The organism is Acinetobacter sp. 10FS3-1, assembly GCF_013343215.1.
Taxonomy (GTDB): Bacteria; Pseudomonadota; Gammaproteobacteria; order Pseudomonadales; family Moraxellaceae; genus Acinetobacter; species Acinetobacter lwoffii_C.
In genome coordinates this window covers 2,386,599-2,402,675 of sequence record NZ_CP039143.1, presented here as the reverse complement: position 1 = coordinate 2,402,675, position 16,077 = coordinate 2,386,599, and the positions used below count along the sequence as shown (strand labels likewise).

Below are 16,077 nucleotides of genomic sequence, written 5' to 3'. Positions count from 1 at the left end.
CTCGTTTCTGCTCGCTCAGGGTCACTGAAATGGAGAAAGAAGAAGATTAAATCACGTACAGATAGATAGACAGAAAGTGTGATCCTGCCCCTATCAATACAAAAATATGCCAGATAGCGTGAGCATATCTTACCCTTTTTAGAGCATAAAACAATGCACCTACGGTATAAGCCAATCCCCCAATGATCAGGAGGGTTAAAGATTGAGCACTCAGATACTGCTGCATATCATCAATGACCAGAACAGCCAGCCAGCCCATGAGCAAGTAGGCGATCAGAGAAAGCTTCTGGAAACGATGAATGAAAATAAACTTGAACAGTGTACCGAGTGCAGCAATGATCCATAAGGCAATCAATAAATATTGGGCTTTGGCCGTGGGAATGGCAATCGACAGAAAGGGGGTATAGGTACCGGCAATCAGATAGTAAATTGCTGTATGGTCGACTTTTTTATAAAAATAACGACGGTCTGCCGAGGTCGACATATGGTAGAGCATGGAAGCGGAAAATAATAACACCATACTGAGTGCATAGACCCATAGTCCGATCCAGGGGCCTGTACTTAAATAAGACCCTTTAACAATCAAAAGAATACCAGCAATAATAGCCAGCAGTGCACCCAGGCCGTGACTGATATAATTAATCCTTTCTTCAGCCTGATCATAGTCTTCTGAAATGAGGGGCGCTTTTTGCATGGTCATCATTCTAATTTAAATATACATTTGTATAGTAATTCAATTTTGCTTTTAGGTTAAGAAGAATTAAACTTGAACAGTAATTTATATCAGGTTTTTCTTATGTCGACATCGACTTCTCTTTCGGTTCAGGAACAGCAATTTCTGGAGGCTTTCCAGCAAGCTGTTGAAACTGATCATTTTGATCGTCTGATTTTGAGCCAGTATAAAGGTGAGCTGGAACAGTTAGAGAAAATGATGTTCAGGGTGATTGCACTGAATGAGCAGAAGGTGTTGAGCTGTCTGTATCGCTATCAAACTCAGGATATCACCAAAAACTATCCTTTGACTGATGCCTTGGCTCAGGTAACAGATGCACTGGCCAGTTGCAAGCAGGCGAATTTATTAACCGATCAGGAAGAGTTACAGCTGAAAAAAAACAAGAAAAAAGCCATGCTGACCCGCAGCAAAACCCAGTCAGGCCCTGCAAAAGTCAACCACGGGCAAGGCCATGACCGGATTAAGCAGCGCTATGTTGATCAGGACAGTCCATTTTTGCAGTATTTGGGGATTACTGATCAGAATGAACAGATCATTCCAAGTATGGCGCGCAAATGGAAACAGATTAATAAATTTGTCGAAATTTTTTCCGGTGCATTGGCGCAAATCAAGGTGTCCGAGCATGGCTTGAGGGTGGTGGACTTTGGTTCTGGCAAAGGCTATTTAACCTGTGCGTTATATGCCTATATGCAAAAATATGGCCAGACCCCGTACGTGACTGGAGTAGAACTTAATCCGAAAATGGTCGAGTTCTGCCAAAGTGTTGCGCAGCAGTCTGGTTTTAATCAGCTGGATTTCTTTCAGGGCGATGTGAGAACGTATGCACCAGAACATCTGGATGTCATGATTGCCCTGCATGCTTGTGATGTGGCGACGGATTTTGCTATTCATAGTGGCATTCGCCTGAATGCCCAGATCATTATGTGTGCACCTTGCTGTCATAAAGAATTAAGGCCCCAGCTGCAGGCGCCGCAGGTCTTGAGCCCAATGCTGCAATTCGGGATTCATGCCGGACAGCAGGCGGAAATGTTGACGGATACCATTCGTGCGCTTTTGCTAAAAGCCTATGGTTATGAGACCAAAGTCTTTGAATTTGTGGCGCTGGAACATACCAGTAAAAATAAAATGATTCTGGCTACCAAACGCAAAGATTATACGCAACCGGATCAGGCTGTGCTGGCTCAAATACAGGCCTTAAAAGAGATGTACGGTATTCAGAAACATTCACTGGAATTGTTGTTAAATAATCAGTGGGATCAGCAAGGGATTGGCTCGAAATGCTAGACAATCATAAGCTTCGTATTGCCTCTGGTATCTGGGACGATTTAGCCCCCGATGCCAAGGCAATTCGTGAAGCTGTGTTTATTCAGGAGCAGCACATTGCCCCGGAAGATGAATGGGATGCAGAAGATCCACTAGCGGTGCATTTTATTGCTTATTTACAGGAACAGCCCGTTGCAACGGCACGTTTACTGGCAAATCATAGTATTGGTCGGGTGGCCGTCATGCAGTCCGCACGTGGATTAGGCATCGGGCAACAGATCATGCAGGCCATAATTGCTCAGGCCAAAGCTGAACAGCGTGAATATGTCAAGCTTTCTTCCCAAGTACATGCGCTGGGATTTTATCAAGGCTTAGGTTTTGTCGTACAAGGGGAAGAATATCTGGATTGTGGAATTCCGCATATCGATATGTATTTAAAACTAAGTGATTAAAACTCAAATAAAAAAGCAAGGAAGAACCTTGCTTTTTTTTGAATATCTTGATTTTACTGCCCATGCCCTGCGTCATGTTCCTGCTGAACATTTTCTTGCACTGATGGGTCCTGCAGGACGTTGGCTCCAGCTGCCTGGCGCGCTTCACGGTCTGCCTGAGCTTTGGCCAGAGCTTCTTGCGACATCACCGGTGCATTCTTAAAAGCATGTTGCTGGGTATTCTGCTTGTTTTGCTGGCTTGGCATGTAATCTGGTTCATTACTGACTGCAAGCCAGAAAAAGAGCATGAAGAATCCACTCAAGATGCAGAAAATAATTAATGCTTTCCAGCCCCAAGGTGATTTTTCAGGTGAACTGTGATCAGTCATGTGCAAGTCCCTGTAGTGGATGTTTAACTTGTGTAACTTTATAACATAAATTGAATAAAAACGAATCAAAATCTCTGTGAAAGAGATGATTTCAGCTGACTTGTATGATTTTAACCTGTCAAAAAAAGAGAAGTTCAAAACTTCCCTTTTACTGGCTGCCTATGCAAATGCTTTTGCCTGACTGGCATGTTGCTTTAATAACTGTGGCACTTTAAAGCGTTCACCATATTGCTGCTCCAGCACTTCAGCACGAGCAATGGCCTTATCTAGTCCATATTGGTTCAGGAACTGTACAGCGCCTCCTGTCCAGGCTGCAAAGCCAATACCAAAGATCGAACCGATATTGGCATCCACCACCGATTCAAGCACACCTTCTTCCAGACAGCGCACGGTATCCAGCGCTTGTACAAACAGAAAACGGTCAATCATTTCCTGTTCGGTGATCTGAGTATCTTTTTGCCAGTGACTGAGGCCCGACCAAAGCTGCTTTTTACCGCCTTCAGGATAGTCATAGAAACCGGCACCGGCTGCTTTACCTTTACGGTTAAATTCATGAATCATCCGATGAATCACTTCATCCGCTGCCGAGCTTGGTCGCTCCTTACCTTGAGCCGCCATTGCCTTATAGGTTTCTGTGGCTACATGCTCTGAAAGCGTCAGAGAAACTTCATCCTGAATTGCTAGCGGTCCGACAGGCATACCAGCTTTAAGTGCCGCCATTTCAATACGCGCGGGATGAACCCCTTCTGCCAGCAGACGTAAACCTTCCTGAACGAAGGTGCCAAAGACACGGCTGGTAAAGAAGCCACGGCTATCATTCACCACAATCGGTAATTTACCAATCTGCTGCACAAAGTCAAAAGCTTTGGCCAAAGTTTCAGGCGAGGTGTTGTGTCCTTTAATAATTTCTACTAGCTGCATTTTATCCACCGGACTAAAAAAATGCAGACCAATAAAATTCGCCTGATTTTGCGATGCCTGAGCCAGGTCACTAATTGGCAAGGTCGAGGTATTAGATGCCATTACGCCATTTTCAGCTAAAAAGGCTTCAGCTTCCTGAATCACACGAGTTTTGAGTTCCTGATTTTCAAAAACAGCTTCAATGATGAGATCACAACCCGCCAAATCTTCAGAACTTGCCGTGGCCTGAATCAAAGCTAAAATCTGCTCACGTTTGTCCGCAGTTAATCGGTCTTGGGATACTTTTTTATCTAGTAGTTTCTGACTGTAGGCTTTGCCTTGTCCAGCGGCTTCAAGCGATACATCTTTGAGTACCACCTGAATGCCTTTGCTGGCGGTGGCATAGCTAATTCCGGCGCCCATCATGCCTGCCCCCAGAATACCCACCTTGTTTGCCTGCCAGGGTGCCCAGCCTTTTGGACGACTGGCACCAGACTTGATGGCATTCATGCCATGCCAGAAAGTGCCAATCATATTCTTGGCCACCTGACCGGTGGCAAGAAAGGTAAAATAACGTGACTCAATTCTAAGCGCCGTATCGACATCGACCTGTGCCCCTTCAACAGCAGCAGAGAGAATGGCCTCAGGTGCCGGATAACAGCCCTTGGTTTTGTCGCGTAGCATGGCTGGTGCAATGGCCAGCATTTGTGCCACAGCAGGAGAGGCCGGCGTGCCACCCGGAATCTTGTATCCTTTCACATCAAAGGGTTGTTGAGATTGCGGGTGAGCCTTGATCCAAGCCACAGATTTTTCCAGCAATTCTTCTGCCGAGTCCGCCGTCTCATGGATCAGGCCCAAAGTTTTTGCCTTCTCGACACTCAACTGTTTACCTTCCATTAGCAGGGGAAGTGCACTTTGCAGGCCCAGCAGGCGAACCATGCGTACAATCCCGCCGCCACCCGGCAGTAATCCCAGTGTCACCTCAGGCAAGCCAAACTTGCTCTTGGGATCATTGAGTGCAATCCGGCGATGGCAGCACAGCGCCAGCTCCCAGCCCCCACCTAAGGCTGTGCCATTCAAGGCGGCCACCACAGGAATGCCGCGCGTTTCGATATAACGCAGTTTGGCTTTCATTCCTTCAATCATATGGAAAAAATCAGTGGCCTGTTCAGGAGTGGCCTGAATGAGTTCATCCAGGTCACCGCCAGCAAAAAAAGTTTTTTTGGCGGATCGAAAAATAATCCCGCTAATATGCTCATCTGTCTGGAGCTGGGCAACGGTTTCATCTAGGGCCTGACGAAAGTCGGCATTCATGGTATTGGCAGACTGATTCGGAGAATCAAGGGTTAAAATGACAATATTATCTGCAGTTTTTTGATATTGAATTGCGCTCATACATTTTTATCCAAATAATAATTGATGAATTTAGAATTATTGTCCTTACTCAAGTTTAGAAACTTCCATGATTGTGGAGGCGATCCAAATTCATCTGAATTCTGGGTCTAACCCTAAAGTTCAGGCTACTAATACAAAATGCACTTCTCATTTGGCAAAAGTAGGTGAAGCCCTGGTCATACACACCACCTGTTTAATTGTGTCATTTAGCTGACTAGCCCGCAGACACAGGACTCATATGATGATCGGTAGCGTGCCTATGACGTTAACGGGCCTTAAATGCCTTCGGGTATTTAAATTAAACCAGTTCAATAATGGTGGCGATGCCCATGCCGCCGCCAACACATAAGGTGGCCAGACCACGTTTTTTGCCCTGACGTTCCAGTTCATCCAACAAGGTGCCCAAAATCATTGCACCAGTCGCCCCTAGGGGATGTCCCATAGCAATCGCACCACCATTCACATTGACTTTGGCAGGATCAACCTTCATTTCATGGATAAAACGCAGCACAACGGCAGCAAAAGCTTCATTGACTTCAAATAGATCAATGTCATCCACTGTCAGTCCGGCTTTGGCCAAGGCTTTGCGCGCAGCCGGAGCAGGGCCAGTTAGCATAATGGTCGGATCAGCCCCCACCAGTGCAGTTGCCAGTATTTTGGCACGGGGTTTAAGATTGTGCTGTTGAACGGCCTGTTCAGAAGCCACTAGCACCACAGCGGCACCATCTACAATTCCGGAAGAGTTGCCGGCATGATGCACGTGCTGGATACTGCCTACTTCCGGATATTTTTGTAGGGCGATGGCATCAAAGCCCATCTGTCCCATCATGGCAAAACTAGGGTTGAGTGTGCTCAACGCCTCTGCTGTGGTATTGGGTTTAATAAACTCGTCTTGCTCCAGAATTACGACACCGGCTTTATCTTTGACAGGAATAATAGATTTATTGAAATAACCCTGCGCCTGTGCAGCTGCTGCCTTTTTCTGGGATTGCTCAGCAAACTGATCCACATCCGCACGGCTATAGCCATCAATACTGGCAATCAGGTCAGCGCCGATCCCTTGCGGAATAAAATCACAGGCCATATTGGTTTCCGGGTCCAAGGCCCAAGGCCCACCATCTGAACCCATCGCTACACGAGACATAGACTCAACGCCACCTGCAACGACCAGATCTTCCCAGCCAGAACGGACTTTCTGTGCGGCCAGATTGACAGCCTCCAGCCCCGAGGCACAAAAACGGTTGATCTGTACACCGGCCACGTCATTGTCCCAGCCCGCCGCAATCGCAGCAGTTTTGGCAATATCCGCACCCTGATCCCCAACTGGTGTCACGCAGCCCAAAACAATATCATCGACCTGCGCAGTATCCAGATGATGACGTTGCTGGAGTTCATTTAACAATGTGGTTAATAGGCTAATCGGTTTGACTTCATGCAATGCGCCGTCTTTTTTTCCCTTTCCGCGTGGTGTGCGAATGGCATCAATAATATAGGCCTCGCTCATACAATATCCTTTTTGCTTTACTAAAATTATTCTAATATTTCGAGTGTAATGATTAAATTTTGAAGTGCAATGACGAGAACGAACCAGATCATTTGAGCAGTTTGGTCAATAGGGATGGACAGAAAAAATAGATCTAAAAAAAGCCCAAGTCTGGAGCTTGGGCTTGGCTAGCTAATCACCCAGCAGGTGATTAGCTTTTACAATAAAGGTTTATTAAACCGATGTTAATGGTAACCATGTAACTGGCGATACAGACCTGGCGTAACACCCGTCCATTTCTTGAAAGCACGGTGGAAGGTGCTGGTTTCACTAAAGCCGACCTGCTGCGCGACATCTTCAAGAGTCAGATCCGGGTTGAGTAAGAGATGAATTGCAGCATCACGACGCAGCGCATCTTTTACCCCCTGATAACTCTTGCCTTCAGCTGCCAGACGACGGCGCAAGGTTTGCGGAGACAGATATAGCATGGAGGCTACATCGTTCAGGGTGGGCATTTCTTCGCCAATCTGGCTCTTCAATACATCACGGATACGTGAAGTCAGTGAATTGGTGTTTTTGAACTTCACCAGCAGTTGTGCTGGAGCGGCTTTCAGGAATTCTTCTAGCGTTTCTTCATTCTGGCGAATTGGCAAATCCAGATAGTCGGCTGCAAAAGTAATTTCAGTACGCGGCATATCGAACTGCATCACTGGGGCAAAAAACAGGGCGTCATACTCATCGGCATGGGCCGGACGCGGATAGCTGAAGTGGACACGCTCCAGTGGCAGGCGACGCTCAATTAACCAGGAAGCCAAGCCATGCCAGATCATCAGCATACTTTCGGTAATAAAGTGATCCGGATCCATCGAGTTGGGAATTAAAGGAACCAGACGGGCTTCGTGTTTGTCACGCTCCAGCGTCACGGACCAGTCATCACCAAAGAGTTTATAGAACTGAGAAGATAGCTCCAGTGCATCACCCAGCGTTTTGGCATGGATAATCAGCTGGCACATGATCGCAAAAGTACCCAAACGACGTGGCTGTTTGTCAAAGCCGACGTGTTCATCTTGAGTCACCATCCAGAGCATTTTAATAAAGCGGGTATATTGTTCAGGCGAAATACGGGCCTTGGGCTGATGCAGCAATTCTGCTTCAATCCCAACGTGAGACAATAAAGTATCGACATCCATGCCGAGGCGTTTAACACCAGATAAAGCTGCATTGACGAAATGGATGCTGATCGTATCACGACTCATGTTTAATCCTTCAGTCTCTTTAATGTTCACTAATATTTGACCTAAATGACAAAAAATAATAAATCAATGGCAATTTACAAGAAAGCAATTACCATTTTCTTACATGGTAAATTGCCGAAACTATCAAGGTAAATGGCTGAACATGACATTGTTTTCTGGTTTTTATGTTTTATGATAAGACAAAAAGCAATATAAGTAGAGTAAAAACGCCAATGTCCTATGCGCTAAAAGGATTGAAAGTCCTCGATTTTTCTACATTACTACCAGGCCCGTTTGCCACTTTATATCTTGCAGATCTAGGTGCAGAGGTTGTGCATATTGAATCACCGACCCGGCCTGATCTGGTACGTTTGATGCCGCCTTTTGCACATGGGCAGGCGACTACCCATAGTTATCTGAACCGAAACAAGCATTCTGTGGCACTGGATTTGAAGAATCCGGAGCATCTTGAGCAGATCCGGATGAGAATTGCAGATTATGACATTGTGGTTGAACAATTTCGTCCAGGCGTGATGCAGCGGCTTGGCCTGGATTATCCAAGTCTCAGTGCTCTCAATCCTCGTCTGATCTATTGTTCGATTACCGGTTATGGCCAGACCGGCTCTTATAAAAACCGGGCGGGACATGATATTAACTATCTGGCTCTATCAGGAATTGCCGGGCATAGTGGCCGGATGGAAAGTGGACCACCGGCAATGGGTATCCAGATTGCCGATGTTGCGGGTGGGTCCATGCATGCGCTGGTTGCAATTCTGGCCGCCGTGATTGAACGGCAGAGCAGTGGCCAGGGGCAATATATTGATATTTCCATGACCGATTGCGTTGCGACCTTAAATAATATGGCAGCTTCAGCCAGTCTGGCAGCTAACCAGCATCAGCAGGCCGAATCGGGCTATTTAAATGGCGGTACATTGTATGACTATTATCAGACGCAGGATGGACGTTATCTGTCGATTGGCAGTCTGGAACCGCAGTTCATGCAAGGGCTGGCACAGTTGCTGGAGCTGCCGATCATTTTGGAAAAAGGAACCTCTTTTGCTCCTGAAGATCATGCTCAGGTCAAGCAGGCCATTCAAGACAAAATCCGCTCCCAGCCTTTAGCCCACTGGCAAATGCTGTTTGCTCAGGCGGATGTGTGTGTCGAGCCGGTATTAAAACTGGAGGAAGCCTTGCACTCCGAACTGGCGCAGCAACGGGGATGGGTCGTACAGGTACCTCTGAAAATGAATGATTCTGAACAAAGCCAAGCCCAGCTGGCTTGTCCAATCAAATTTTCGCGCTCAGCCATGCGTTATGATTTTATCGGTCAGGCTCTGGGAGAGAAGCAGTACTGGTAATTTAAACCCAGGTTAACTCCTTTATGAAAATAAATGCTAAAGATCTCATAAATAAATCATTTAGCTAAAAAAACAGCAGAAGTGACGCTAAAGCTTTATATCATTGAATCTAAGGTAGGCTTATCAATAAAATCGCTATGAAATATGTATAAAAAGCATTTTATTGATAGTTTTAATCTCGCTATCCTTGCCAGCGATATAATAGAAACTACTAGCTGTACGCCATGTATTTATATACTGATTTCGATCAGCAACTGATTAATGAACGTGTTGCACAGTTCCGTGACCAGACGGAACGTTATTTAGCGGGCAAATTGACGGAAGAAGAATACCGTCCGCTCCGCCTCCAAAATGGTCTTTATGTCCAACGTTATGCACCGATGCTGCGTATCGCGGTACCGTACGGCCTGATGAATTCTAAGCAGCTGCGTAAAGTGGCTGATCTGGCTCAAGAATATGACCGTGGCTATGCGCATATCACCACCCGTCAGAATATCCAGTTTAACTGGCCAGCGCTGGAAAATGTACCAGACATGCTGGCGGAACTCGCGACGGTACAGATGCACGCGATTCAGACGTCAGGCAATTGTATCCGAAATACTACAACGGACCAGTATGCCGGTGTGGTGGCGGGCGAAATTGCTGATCCGCGTCCGACCTGTGAACTGATCCGCCAGTGGTCAACTTTCCATCCGGAATTCGCCTTTTTGCCACGTAAATTCAAGATTGCCGTATCTGCACTTGAAGAAATTGACCGCGCAGCCACTGCATTCCATGATATTGGAGTCTACATCGTAAAAAATGCAGCAGGTGAAATCGGCTATAAAATCAAAGTCGGTGGTGGCTTGGGCCGTACGCCAGTGATTGGCAGCTTTATTCGTGAGTTCTTGCCACGTGAAGATTTAATAGCCTATCTTGAAGCTGTCCTGCGCGTGTATAATCTGCATGGCCGCCGCGACAATAAATACAAAGCGCGTATCAAGATTTTGGTGAAAGCATTAACACCACAAGTATTTGCCGAGAAAGTTGAAGCTGAATTTAAACATACAGTGAAAACCCTGAAAATTGATGCAGACACCTTGGCGAAAATGGATGAGAATTTCACGCCATTTGACTATCAAGACTATGCAGATGAAGACTTCACTGAGCTGTTTGCACAACATCCAAAGTTCAAGCAATGGTTCAACATCAATACCAATGCACACAAAGTCACCGGCTATCGTATAGTCACGATTTCCCTGAAACGTGCCGGTATTGCGCCGGGTGATGTTTCGACTGAAGAAATGCAGCTGATTGCAGATCTTGCAGACAAGTATACCTTTGGTGAACTGCGTACCACGCATGAGCAAAATATTGCATTGGTAGATGTCCCGCAAAAAGACCTGTTCGAGTTATGGCAGACTCTGGATCAGCATAATTTGGCGCGTGCGCATATCGGTTTCTTGACTGACATCATCTGCTGTCCAGGTGGCGATTTCTGTTCATTGGCGAATGCCAAATCGATTCCGATTTCTGAAGCGATTTCACGCCGTTTTGATGATTTAGATACCATTTATAACTTGGGTAAACTCGATCTGAATATCTCAGGCTGTATGAATGCCTGTGGTCATCACCATGTGGGTAATATCGGTATTTTAGGGGTCGATAAAAAAGGCGCTGAGTTCTACCAGATTACGCTTGGTGGAAATGCAGACCACGATGCTTCGATCGGTGACATCTTGGGGCCATCATTCGCTGCCGACGTCGTACCGGATATTATAGAAGAAATTCTGAATACCTACCTGGATTTACGTCAAGAAGGCGAGGAGTTTATTGATACGTATCGCCGTATCGGCATCAAACCATTCAAGGAGCGTGCATATGCTTAATACCGCACTACCTGTGCTCTCTAAAGATGGCACGATTACCGACAATACATATCGGCTCATTGGTGAAGATGGTGCATTGCCACAGGGTGATGTGGTGCTGACTGTCGAACAGTTAGACCAGATTGCCAATGTTTCTGGTAAAAAAGCATTGTACCTAACGGTTGATGCTTCACCTGAAACCCATGAATTTCCGCTTGACCAACTTGATGCCATTTTTATTGAGTTTGCAGGTTTCAATGATGGCCGTGGTTATTCATTTGCTGCATTGCTGCGCCGTCAAGGTTTCCAGGGCGAGCTGCGTGCCACCGGTGATGTGTTCAAAGACGTTTTGAACTACATGAAGCGTTCTGGTTTTGATACTTTCGTGATTAAAGAAGGTAAGGATATTCAGGAAGCAGCTGCTGGCTTAGGTGATTTTACTAACCCATATCAGGCCTCCACTGCAGTATCAGAAGCGCGCTATCAAACAGGTGCTTAATCGGCACTGACTTAAAAAGCCTCCACACGGAGGCTTTTTTGATTTAGCTATTTATATAGCTTTAAGTTGACAATTGATCATCCAGTGAATTCCAAACTGATCGCTAAAGGCGCCATAGAGCGCACTCCAGAAGGTTTTTTCCAGCAGCATTTCATTTCACCCTGCCGATAATGCATCAAAGCATCTTTGGCCTTAGCCTGTTCATTTGCCTCCAGATGAATAGAAGTGTAGTGACTATTCCCTGGCGTGAACACGGTATTGGTTTGCGCGCAAAATTTATCATTCGCATCGGATGCCATCAATTCTGTATCCTCATTCATAGGTAGAGCAATATGCAGAATCAGATTTTTATCGCCATCAGAAAGGTTCATCATTAGTAGGAATATCTCCATAACGGATCAGCGTTGAAAACTCACCGCCAAACACGGAATGGTAGAAGCGAAAGGCTGCTTCGGTATTAGCTTGAAAACTGGGATAGTGATGGAGTCGTATTACAGGACTCCTTTTGTGTTGTGCTCTTTTAGTCTAAGCAGCTTTGACTCATCTTGCATAAGGAAAACTACTAAAAAGGTAAGCGAAAAAATCCTCCAGATTAGGAGGATTTTTAACCCCCTCTCCATGGGAGAGGGATGGGGCAGGGGCAGAGGTTAAAGTAATTCAATCGCCACTGCAGTTGCTTCACCGCCACCGATACAGAGTGCAGCAATGCCTTTCTTGCCACCTGTACGTTTTAGCGCATGAATTAAAGTCAAGATAATACGGGAGCCTGTAGAACCAACCGGATGGCCAAGTGCACACGCGCCACCGTTGATGTTGACTTTTTCTGGATCTAGCTTGAACTCATCCATTGGGCACATAGTGACCATGGCAAAAGCTTCATTAATTTCCCAAAGATCTACATCTTCAGTAGTCCATCCGGTTTTATCCAGTACTTTTTGAATTGCCCCGACTGGTGCAATGGTAAACTCAGATGGATGCTGAGAATTTGAAGCATAGGCAACAATTTTGGCTAAAGGCTTTAAATCTTTTGCTGCTGCATTGTCAGCCGAGGTGATTACTAGAGCTGATGCACCATCTGAAATCGAGCTGGCATTGGCTGCAGTAATCGTACCGTCTTTGGCAAAAGCAGGACGGAGCGTTGGAATTTTATCGATATTGGCATTAAAGGGTTGTTCATCTTTATCAACCACCACATCGCCTTTACGGGTAGACACTGTTACGGGTACGATTTCATCACTAAAGTAGCCTGCATTGACAGCGTTCTGCGCGCGCTTCAAGGAACGGATTGCAAAGTCATCCATCTGTTCACGTGTATAGCCCTTTGTATTGGCCATATCCTGAGCAAAAGACCCCATCAGGCGACCTGTTTCAGCATCTTCCAGACCGTCCAGGAACATATGGTCTTTAATTTCGCCATGCCCCATACGGAAGCCGCCACGAGCTTTGGCCAAGACATACGGTGCATTGGTCATGGATTCCATACCACCCGCAACCACAATGTCAGCAGAGCCGGCTTTAATCATATCGGCTGCCTGCATAACAGCTTTCATGCCTGAACCGCACAGCTTGTTAATGGTGACGGCACCTGTTGAATCAGGAAGACCCGCTTGACGCATAGCCTGACGAGCAGGTCCCTGTTTTAATCCAGCCGGGAGTACACAACCCATGATGACTTCTTCAATATCGCCTGGCTGCAAGCCGGCACGTGCAATGGCTTCCTTAATGGCTACCGCACCGAGTTCAGGTGCAGTAACACTGGCTAGGCTGCCTTGAAAACCGCCCATTGCGGTACGTGCACCATTGACAATTACGATGTCAGTCATTGTTATATCTCCGTATGTGTTTTAATCAATTTTTTTCCAACTCAAGCAGTATAGGATAAAAAAAACAGGATTAAAGCTTTAATCATCACGAAATATAGACTGTAGGGTTTCCTTAGCAGCTAGACAGATGTTCAATCCGTAGATGCCCCATTTTGCTCAATACAATGCGTTGCTGAGCGGCTTGATAAGTAGAACAGTAATAAAAGCTGCCATTTGATCCAATCGGTAAGCCTGTATTGGATTGATAAGTAATACTAGGTGTACGTAGAGTACCCCGCCAGCTTAAGTTACCGTATTTAAGGTTTAATTGATCAATATGTAAAATATGTTCGCCTGGATCTACTTGACGGTTCCTATTTCTATCTATAAATACAATCAAGCTTTTATTCCATTGCGTTGGATGACAAGTTAAGGCATCCTGACTAGGACAGATCACTACATTTTGGTGCAGTACAGCTGCCTGGCTACGTGCAAAGCGATTTATGGAAAATAATTTAGCCGGAATAGCTTTGGCTTCTTGTCTGGAAAAGTAGCCATGAGCGTAAGGTAGTGCGATTGTCACCATAATTGCGATCAGCGCAATACAGATAATCAGTTCTACAAGCGTAAATGCTCTTGTTATTTTTATATACATAGAGTTACCTGAATTATATATTTTTTTATAAGAAATATGTTATTAATTATGCGTTTTTAGGCTGTATTGAATATTTTTAAAGAGTTCAAATAAGCCGTCAAAAAATAAATTGGTACTTAAAATAGGTGATTTGCGCTGTGAAATTGAGTAAAAAATTACCGAATTACAACGGAAATTGTAAGTAATTTTGTCAATAATTTACTTGATTAAATTAATCAAGCACTTGGAAAAATAATAAAGTGTTTGTATGATGCCATGTGAATAGCTTAAAAATAAAACTGGGGTAAAAAAGCCTATCTCAGGGTGGCCTAATATCAGGGCCTGAGCTTGAACAACAATTGTTATCTCTGGAGGATAAATCCATGAAAATGAGTCGTATTGCTTTAGCAATGCTTGTAGCAGCTCCTTTTGCTGCTGCAAACGCAGGCGTAACTGTTACTCCACTAATGTTAGGTTACACATTCCAAGACACCCAGCACAACAATGGCGGTAATGACGGTGAGTTATTAAATCCATCTCAAGGTGAAATGCAAGACGATTTATTCGTTGGTGCTGCGATTGGTGTTGAATTAACTCCATGGTTAGGTTTTGAAGCTGAATATAGCCAAGTTAAAGGCGATGTAGATTATGCAGCTTCTGGTGCAGAATACAAAGGTCAGAACATTGCAGGTAACTTCTATGCAACTTCTGATGTATTCACTGGTAACTATGACAGCAAAGTAAAGCCATACATGCTTTTAGGTGCTGGTCACTACAAATATGAATTCGATGGCGTAGATCGCGGTACTCGTGGTGATGAAGAAGAAGGTACTCTAGGTAACGCGGGTATCGGTGCGTTCTGGCACATCAACGATGCATTGGCACTACGTACTGAAGCTCGTGGTACTTACCACTTTGACGAAAAATTCTGGAACTATACAGCGCTTGCTGGTCTTAACGTAGTTCTAGGTGGCCGTCTGAAACCAGCTGCTCCAGTTGTAGAAGTTGCTCCGGTTGAGCCAGTAGCTCCAGTAGCTCCAGCTCCACAAGAGTTGACTGAAGACCTGAACATGGAACTTCGCGTATTCTTTGATACTAACAAGTCAAACATCAAAGACCAGTACAAGCCAGAAATCGCTAAAGTTGCTGAGAAACTGGTTGAATATCCAAACGCAACTGCACGTATCGAAGGTCACACTGACAACACTGGTCCACGTGCATTGAACGAACGTTTATCTCTAGCTCGTGCTAACTCTGTGAAGTCTGCACTTGTAAACGAATACAACGTTGATGCAGCTCGTTTGTCTACTCAAGGTTTCGCTTGGGATCAACCGATTGCTGACAACAACACTAAAGAAGGTCGTGCTATGAACCGTCGCGTATTCGCGACAATCACTGGTAGCCGTACTGTACTAGTGGAAGGCGAACAGCAAACAGCTCAATAATTTATTATTGAATGTTAAAAGGCGGCTCATATGAGCCGCCTTTTTTTATATTGATTTTTTGCCTACACTTGTCTTTCTAAAATTGAATTGAGTAAAGACATGAGTGTGGAAATTCCTGAGGATTTGCAAAAGCTGGAGGCCAATAGCGGAATTTTTGCAATCTGGATGATCTTTCATCATTATGGTATCGATTTACATATTCCAGACTTGGTGCAATTGACTTGCCATGATACTGAGATGGGAGCTTCGAGTATTGCATTAGCAGTGGCTTTAAGTACACTCGGATTGGATGTGAACTTCTATACAGAACCCGATCTCGATAAACAACCGATAGAAGTCGACTTTTATCAGAAAGCCGAAAAACTCAAACTTCCTGTGCACGAGTTTCCTCTTGCTTATGCGGATATTCAAGCTTATGTAGAACAGGGCACTTTTGTTATTGTGTTTTATGACACTTTAGAGGGTGTGGGAAATCATTCTTTAATTTATGACATCAATGCAAATGAAATCAGCTTCTTTGATAGTTTTGAGCCAATGTCCAAAGAGGTGTTTGAACAGCAGCGCCAAGTAGGGGGGATTTGTCAGCAGGTCATTGTGATTGATGACCGTCATTTTGTCATGCGGCATAATTAATCTAAAAGTGTAAAAAAAAGCAGCTATTTC

At 45.1% G+C, this 16,077-nt stretch carries 14 protein-coding genes and 1 pseudogene; 7 read left to right on the top strand and 8 right to left on the bottom strand.

Annotated elements, in window-relative coordinates; all coding sequences use genetic code 11:
• Positions 1-46: 46 nt before the first annotated feature.
• Positions 47-694 (bottom strand): PAQR family membrane homeostasis protein TrhA, encoded by a 648-nt coding sequence (gene trhA / locus E5Y90_RS11280; RefSeq protein ID WP_151205551.1) that lies wholly within the window; start codon positions 692-694, stop codon positions 47-49.
• A 102-nt stretch (positions 695-796) separates the two neighbouring features.
• On the opposite strand from trhA, the gene E5Y90_RS11275 reads away from it, so the two are divergent.
• On the top strand, positions 797-2,017 hold the full coding sequence (locus tag E5Y90_RS11275; protein ID WP_174660232.1) for a class I SAM-dependent methyltransferase: 1,221 nt from the start codon (positions 797-799) through the stop codon (positions 2,015-2,017).
• A complete protein-coding gene (locus tag E5Y90_RS11270) occupies positions 2,011-2,448 on the top strand; it encodes a GNAT family N-acetyltransferase (RefSeq protein WP_151205553.1) in 438 nt (145 codons plus the stop codon). Before E5Y90_RS11275 ends, E5Y90_RS11270 begins: the two co-directional genes overlap by 7 nt.
• Before the next feature lie 53 nt (positions 2,449-2,501).
• On the opposite strand, the gene E5Y90_RS11265 is transcribed toward E5Y90_RS11270, so the two are convergent.
• From E5Y90_RS11265 to E5Y90_RS11250, 4 genes are all read right to left on the bottom strand, one after another.
• Positions 2,502-2,816 (bottom strand): hypothetical protein, encoded by a 315-nt coding sequence (locus tag E5Y90_RS11265; RefSeq protein ID WP_227548036.1) that lies wholly within the window; start codon positions 2,814-2,816, stop codon positions 2,502-2,504.
• 159 nt (positions 2,817-2,975) lie between these two features.
• The gene (locus E5Y90_RS11260) at positions 2,976-5,111 is read right to left on the bottom strand and encodes a 3-hydroxyacyl-CoA dehydrogenase NAD-binding domain-containing protein (RefSeq protein ID WP_174660231.1); all 2,136 of its coding nucleotides are present in this window, start codon (positions 5,109-5,111) and stop codon (positions 2,976-2,978) included.
• A 298-nt stretch (positions 5,112-5,409) separates the two neighbouring features.
• Positions 5,410-6,615 (bottom strand): acetyl-CoA C-acetyltransferase, encoded by a 1,206-nt coding sequence (locus E5Y90_RS11255; RefSeq protein WP_151204505.1) that lies wholly within the window; start codon positions 6,613-6,615, stop codon positions 5,410-5,412.
• A 224-nt stretch (positions 6,616-6,839) separates the two neighbouring features.
• Positions 6,840-7,850, bottom strand: coding sequence for an AraC family transcriptional regulator (locus E5Y90_RS11250; RefSeq protein WP_151207976.1), 1,011 nt, complete (start codon positions 7,848-7,850; stop codon positions 6,840-6,842).
• Positions 7,851-8,062: 212 nt separating this feature from the next.
• Here E5Y90_RS11250 and E5Y90_RS11245 point away from each other — a divergent pair, with 212 nt between their 5' ends.
• The 3 genes from E5Y90_RS11245 to E5Y90_RS11235 all read left to right on the top strand — a co-directional run bounded on the left by E5Y90_RS11245 (position 8,063) and on the right by E5Y90_RS11235 (position 11,533).
• On the top strand, positions 8,063-9,187 hold the full coding sequence (locus E5Y90_RS11245) for a CaiB/BaiF CoA transferase family protein (protein ID WP_174660230.1): 1,125 nt from the start codon (positions 8,063-8,065) through the stop codon (positions 9,185-9,187).
• 224 nt (positions 9,188-9,411) lie between these two features.
• Positions 9,412-11,055, top strand: coding sequence for a nitrite/sulfite reductase (locus tag E5Y90_RS11240; protein WP_174660229.1), 1,644 nt, complete (start codon positions 9,412-9,414; stop codon positions 11,053-11,055).
• Positions 11,048-11,533 (top strand): DUF934 domain-containing protein, encoded by a 486-nt coding sequence (locus E5Y90_RS11235; protein ID WP_174660228.1) that lies wholly within the window; start codon positions 11,048-11,050, stop codon positions 11,531-11,533. The genes E5Y90_RS11240 and E5Y90_RS11235 overlap by 8 nt, the downstream gene beginning before the upstream one ends.
• Before the next feature lie 51 nt (positions 11,534-11,584).
• Here the strand turns inward: E5Y90_RS11235 and E5Y90_RS11230 are convergent.
• From E5Y90_RS11230 to E5Y90_RS11220, 3 genes and pseudogenes are all read right to left on the bottom strand, one after another.
• Positions 11,585-12,025, bottom strand: a pseudogene (locus E5Y90_RS11230) (VOC family protein).
• Positions 12,026-12,180: 155 nt separating this feature from the next.
• Positions 12,181-13,356, bottom strand: a complete 1,176-nt coding sequence (locus E5Y90_RS11225) for a thiolase family protein (protein WP_151207968.1) — start codon at positions 13,354-13,356, stop codon at positions 12,181-12,183.
• Positions 13,357-13,468: 112 nt separating this feature from the next.
• Positions 13,469-13,990 carry a GspH/FimT family protein gene (locus tag E5Y90_RS11220; protein WP_174660227.1) on the bottom strand — a complete coding sequence of 174 codons (522 nt, stop codon included), beginning with the start codon at positions 13,988-13,990 and terminating at the stop codon, positions 13,469-13,471.
• A gap of 362 nt (positions 13,991-14,352) precedes the next feature.
• Here E5Y90_RS11220 and omp38 point away from each other — a divergent pair, with 362 nt between their 5' ends.
• Positions 14,353-15,414: an outer membrane protein Omp38 gene (omp38, locus tag E5Y90_RS11215; protein WP_174660226.1), complete on the top strand. Its 1,062-nt coding sequence runs from the start codon at positions 14,353-14,355 to the stop codon at positions 15,412-15,414.
• Between the two features lie 99 nt (positions 15,415-15,513).
• The gene (locus E5Y90_RS11210) at positions 15,514-16,047 is read left to right on the top strand and encodes a peptidase C39 (RefSeq protein WP_174660225.1); all 534 of its coding nucleotides are present in this window, start codon (positions 15,514-15,516) and stop codon (positions 16,045-16,047) included.
• Positions 16,048-16,077: the final 30 nt, after the last annotated feature.

What these genes read in the sequence shown, in the direction of transcription:
- E5Y90_RS11270 (WP_151205553.1), top strand. Translation starts at nt 2,011, where the DNA reads ATGCTAGACAATCATAAGCTTCGTATTGCCTCTGGTATCTGGGACGAT.
- E5Y90_RS11260 (WP_174660231.1), bottom strand. Translation starts at nt 5,111, where the DNA reads ATGAGCGCAATTCAATATCAAAAAACTGCAGATAATATTGTCATTTTA.
- E5Y90_RS11275 (WP_174660232.1), top strand. Translation starts at nt 797, where the DNA reads ATGTCGACATCGACTTCTCTTTCGGTTCAGGAACAGCAATTTCTGGAG.
- E5Y90_RS11240 (WP_174660229.1), top strand. Translation starts at nt 9,412, where the DNA reads ATGTATTTATATACTGATTTCGATCAGCAACTGATTAATGAACGTGTT.
- E5Y90_RS11235 (WP_174660228.1), top strand. Translation starts at nt 11,048, where the DNA reads ATGCTTAATACCGCACTACCTGTGCTCTCTAAAGATGGCACGATTACC.
- E5Y90_RS11210 (WP_174660225.1), top strand. Translation starts at nt 15,514, where the DNA reads ATGAGTGTGGAAATTCCTGAGGATTTGCAAAAGCTGGAGGCCAATAGC.
- E5Y90_RS11265 (WP_227548036.1), bottom strand. Translation starts at nt 2,816, where the DNA reads ATGACTGATCACAGTTCACCTGAAAAATCACCTTGGGGCTGGAAAGCA.
- E5Y90_RS11250 (WP_151207976.1), bottom strand. Translation starts at nt 7,850, where the DNA reads ATGAGTCGTGATACGATCAGCATCCATTTCGTCAATGCAGCTTTATCT.
- omp38 (WP_174660226.1), top strand. Translation starts at nt 14,353, where the DNA reads ATGAAAATGAGTCGTATTGCTTTAGCAATGCTTGTAGCAGCTCCTTTT.
- E5Y90_RS11245 (WP_174660230.1), top strand. Translation starts at nt 8,063, where the DNA reads ATGTCCTATGCGCTAAAAGGATTGAAAGTCCTCGATTTTTCTACATTA.
- E5Y90_RS11225 (WP_151207968.1), bottom strand. Translation starts at nt 13,356, where the DNA reads ATGACTGACATCGTAATTGTCAATGGTGCACGTACCGCAATGGGCGGT.
- E5Y90_RS11255 (WP_151204505.1), bottom strand. Translation starts at nt 6,615, where the DNA reads ATGAGCGAGGCCTATATTATTGATGCCATTCGCACACCACGCGGAAAG.
- trhA (WP_151205551.1), bottom strand. Translation starts at nt 694, where the DNA reads ATGCAAAAAGCGCCCCTCATTTCAGAAGACTATGATCAGGCTGAAGAA.
- E5Y90_RS11220 (WP_174660227.1), bottom strand. Translation starts at nt 13,990, where the DNA reads ATGTATATAAAAATAACAAGAGCATTTACGCTTGTAGAACTGATTATC.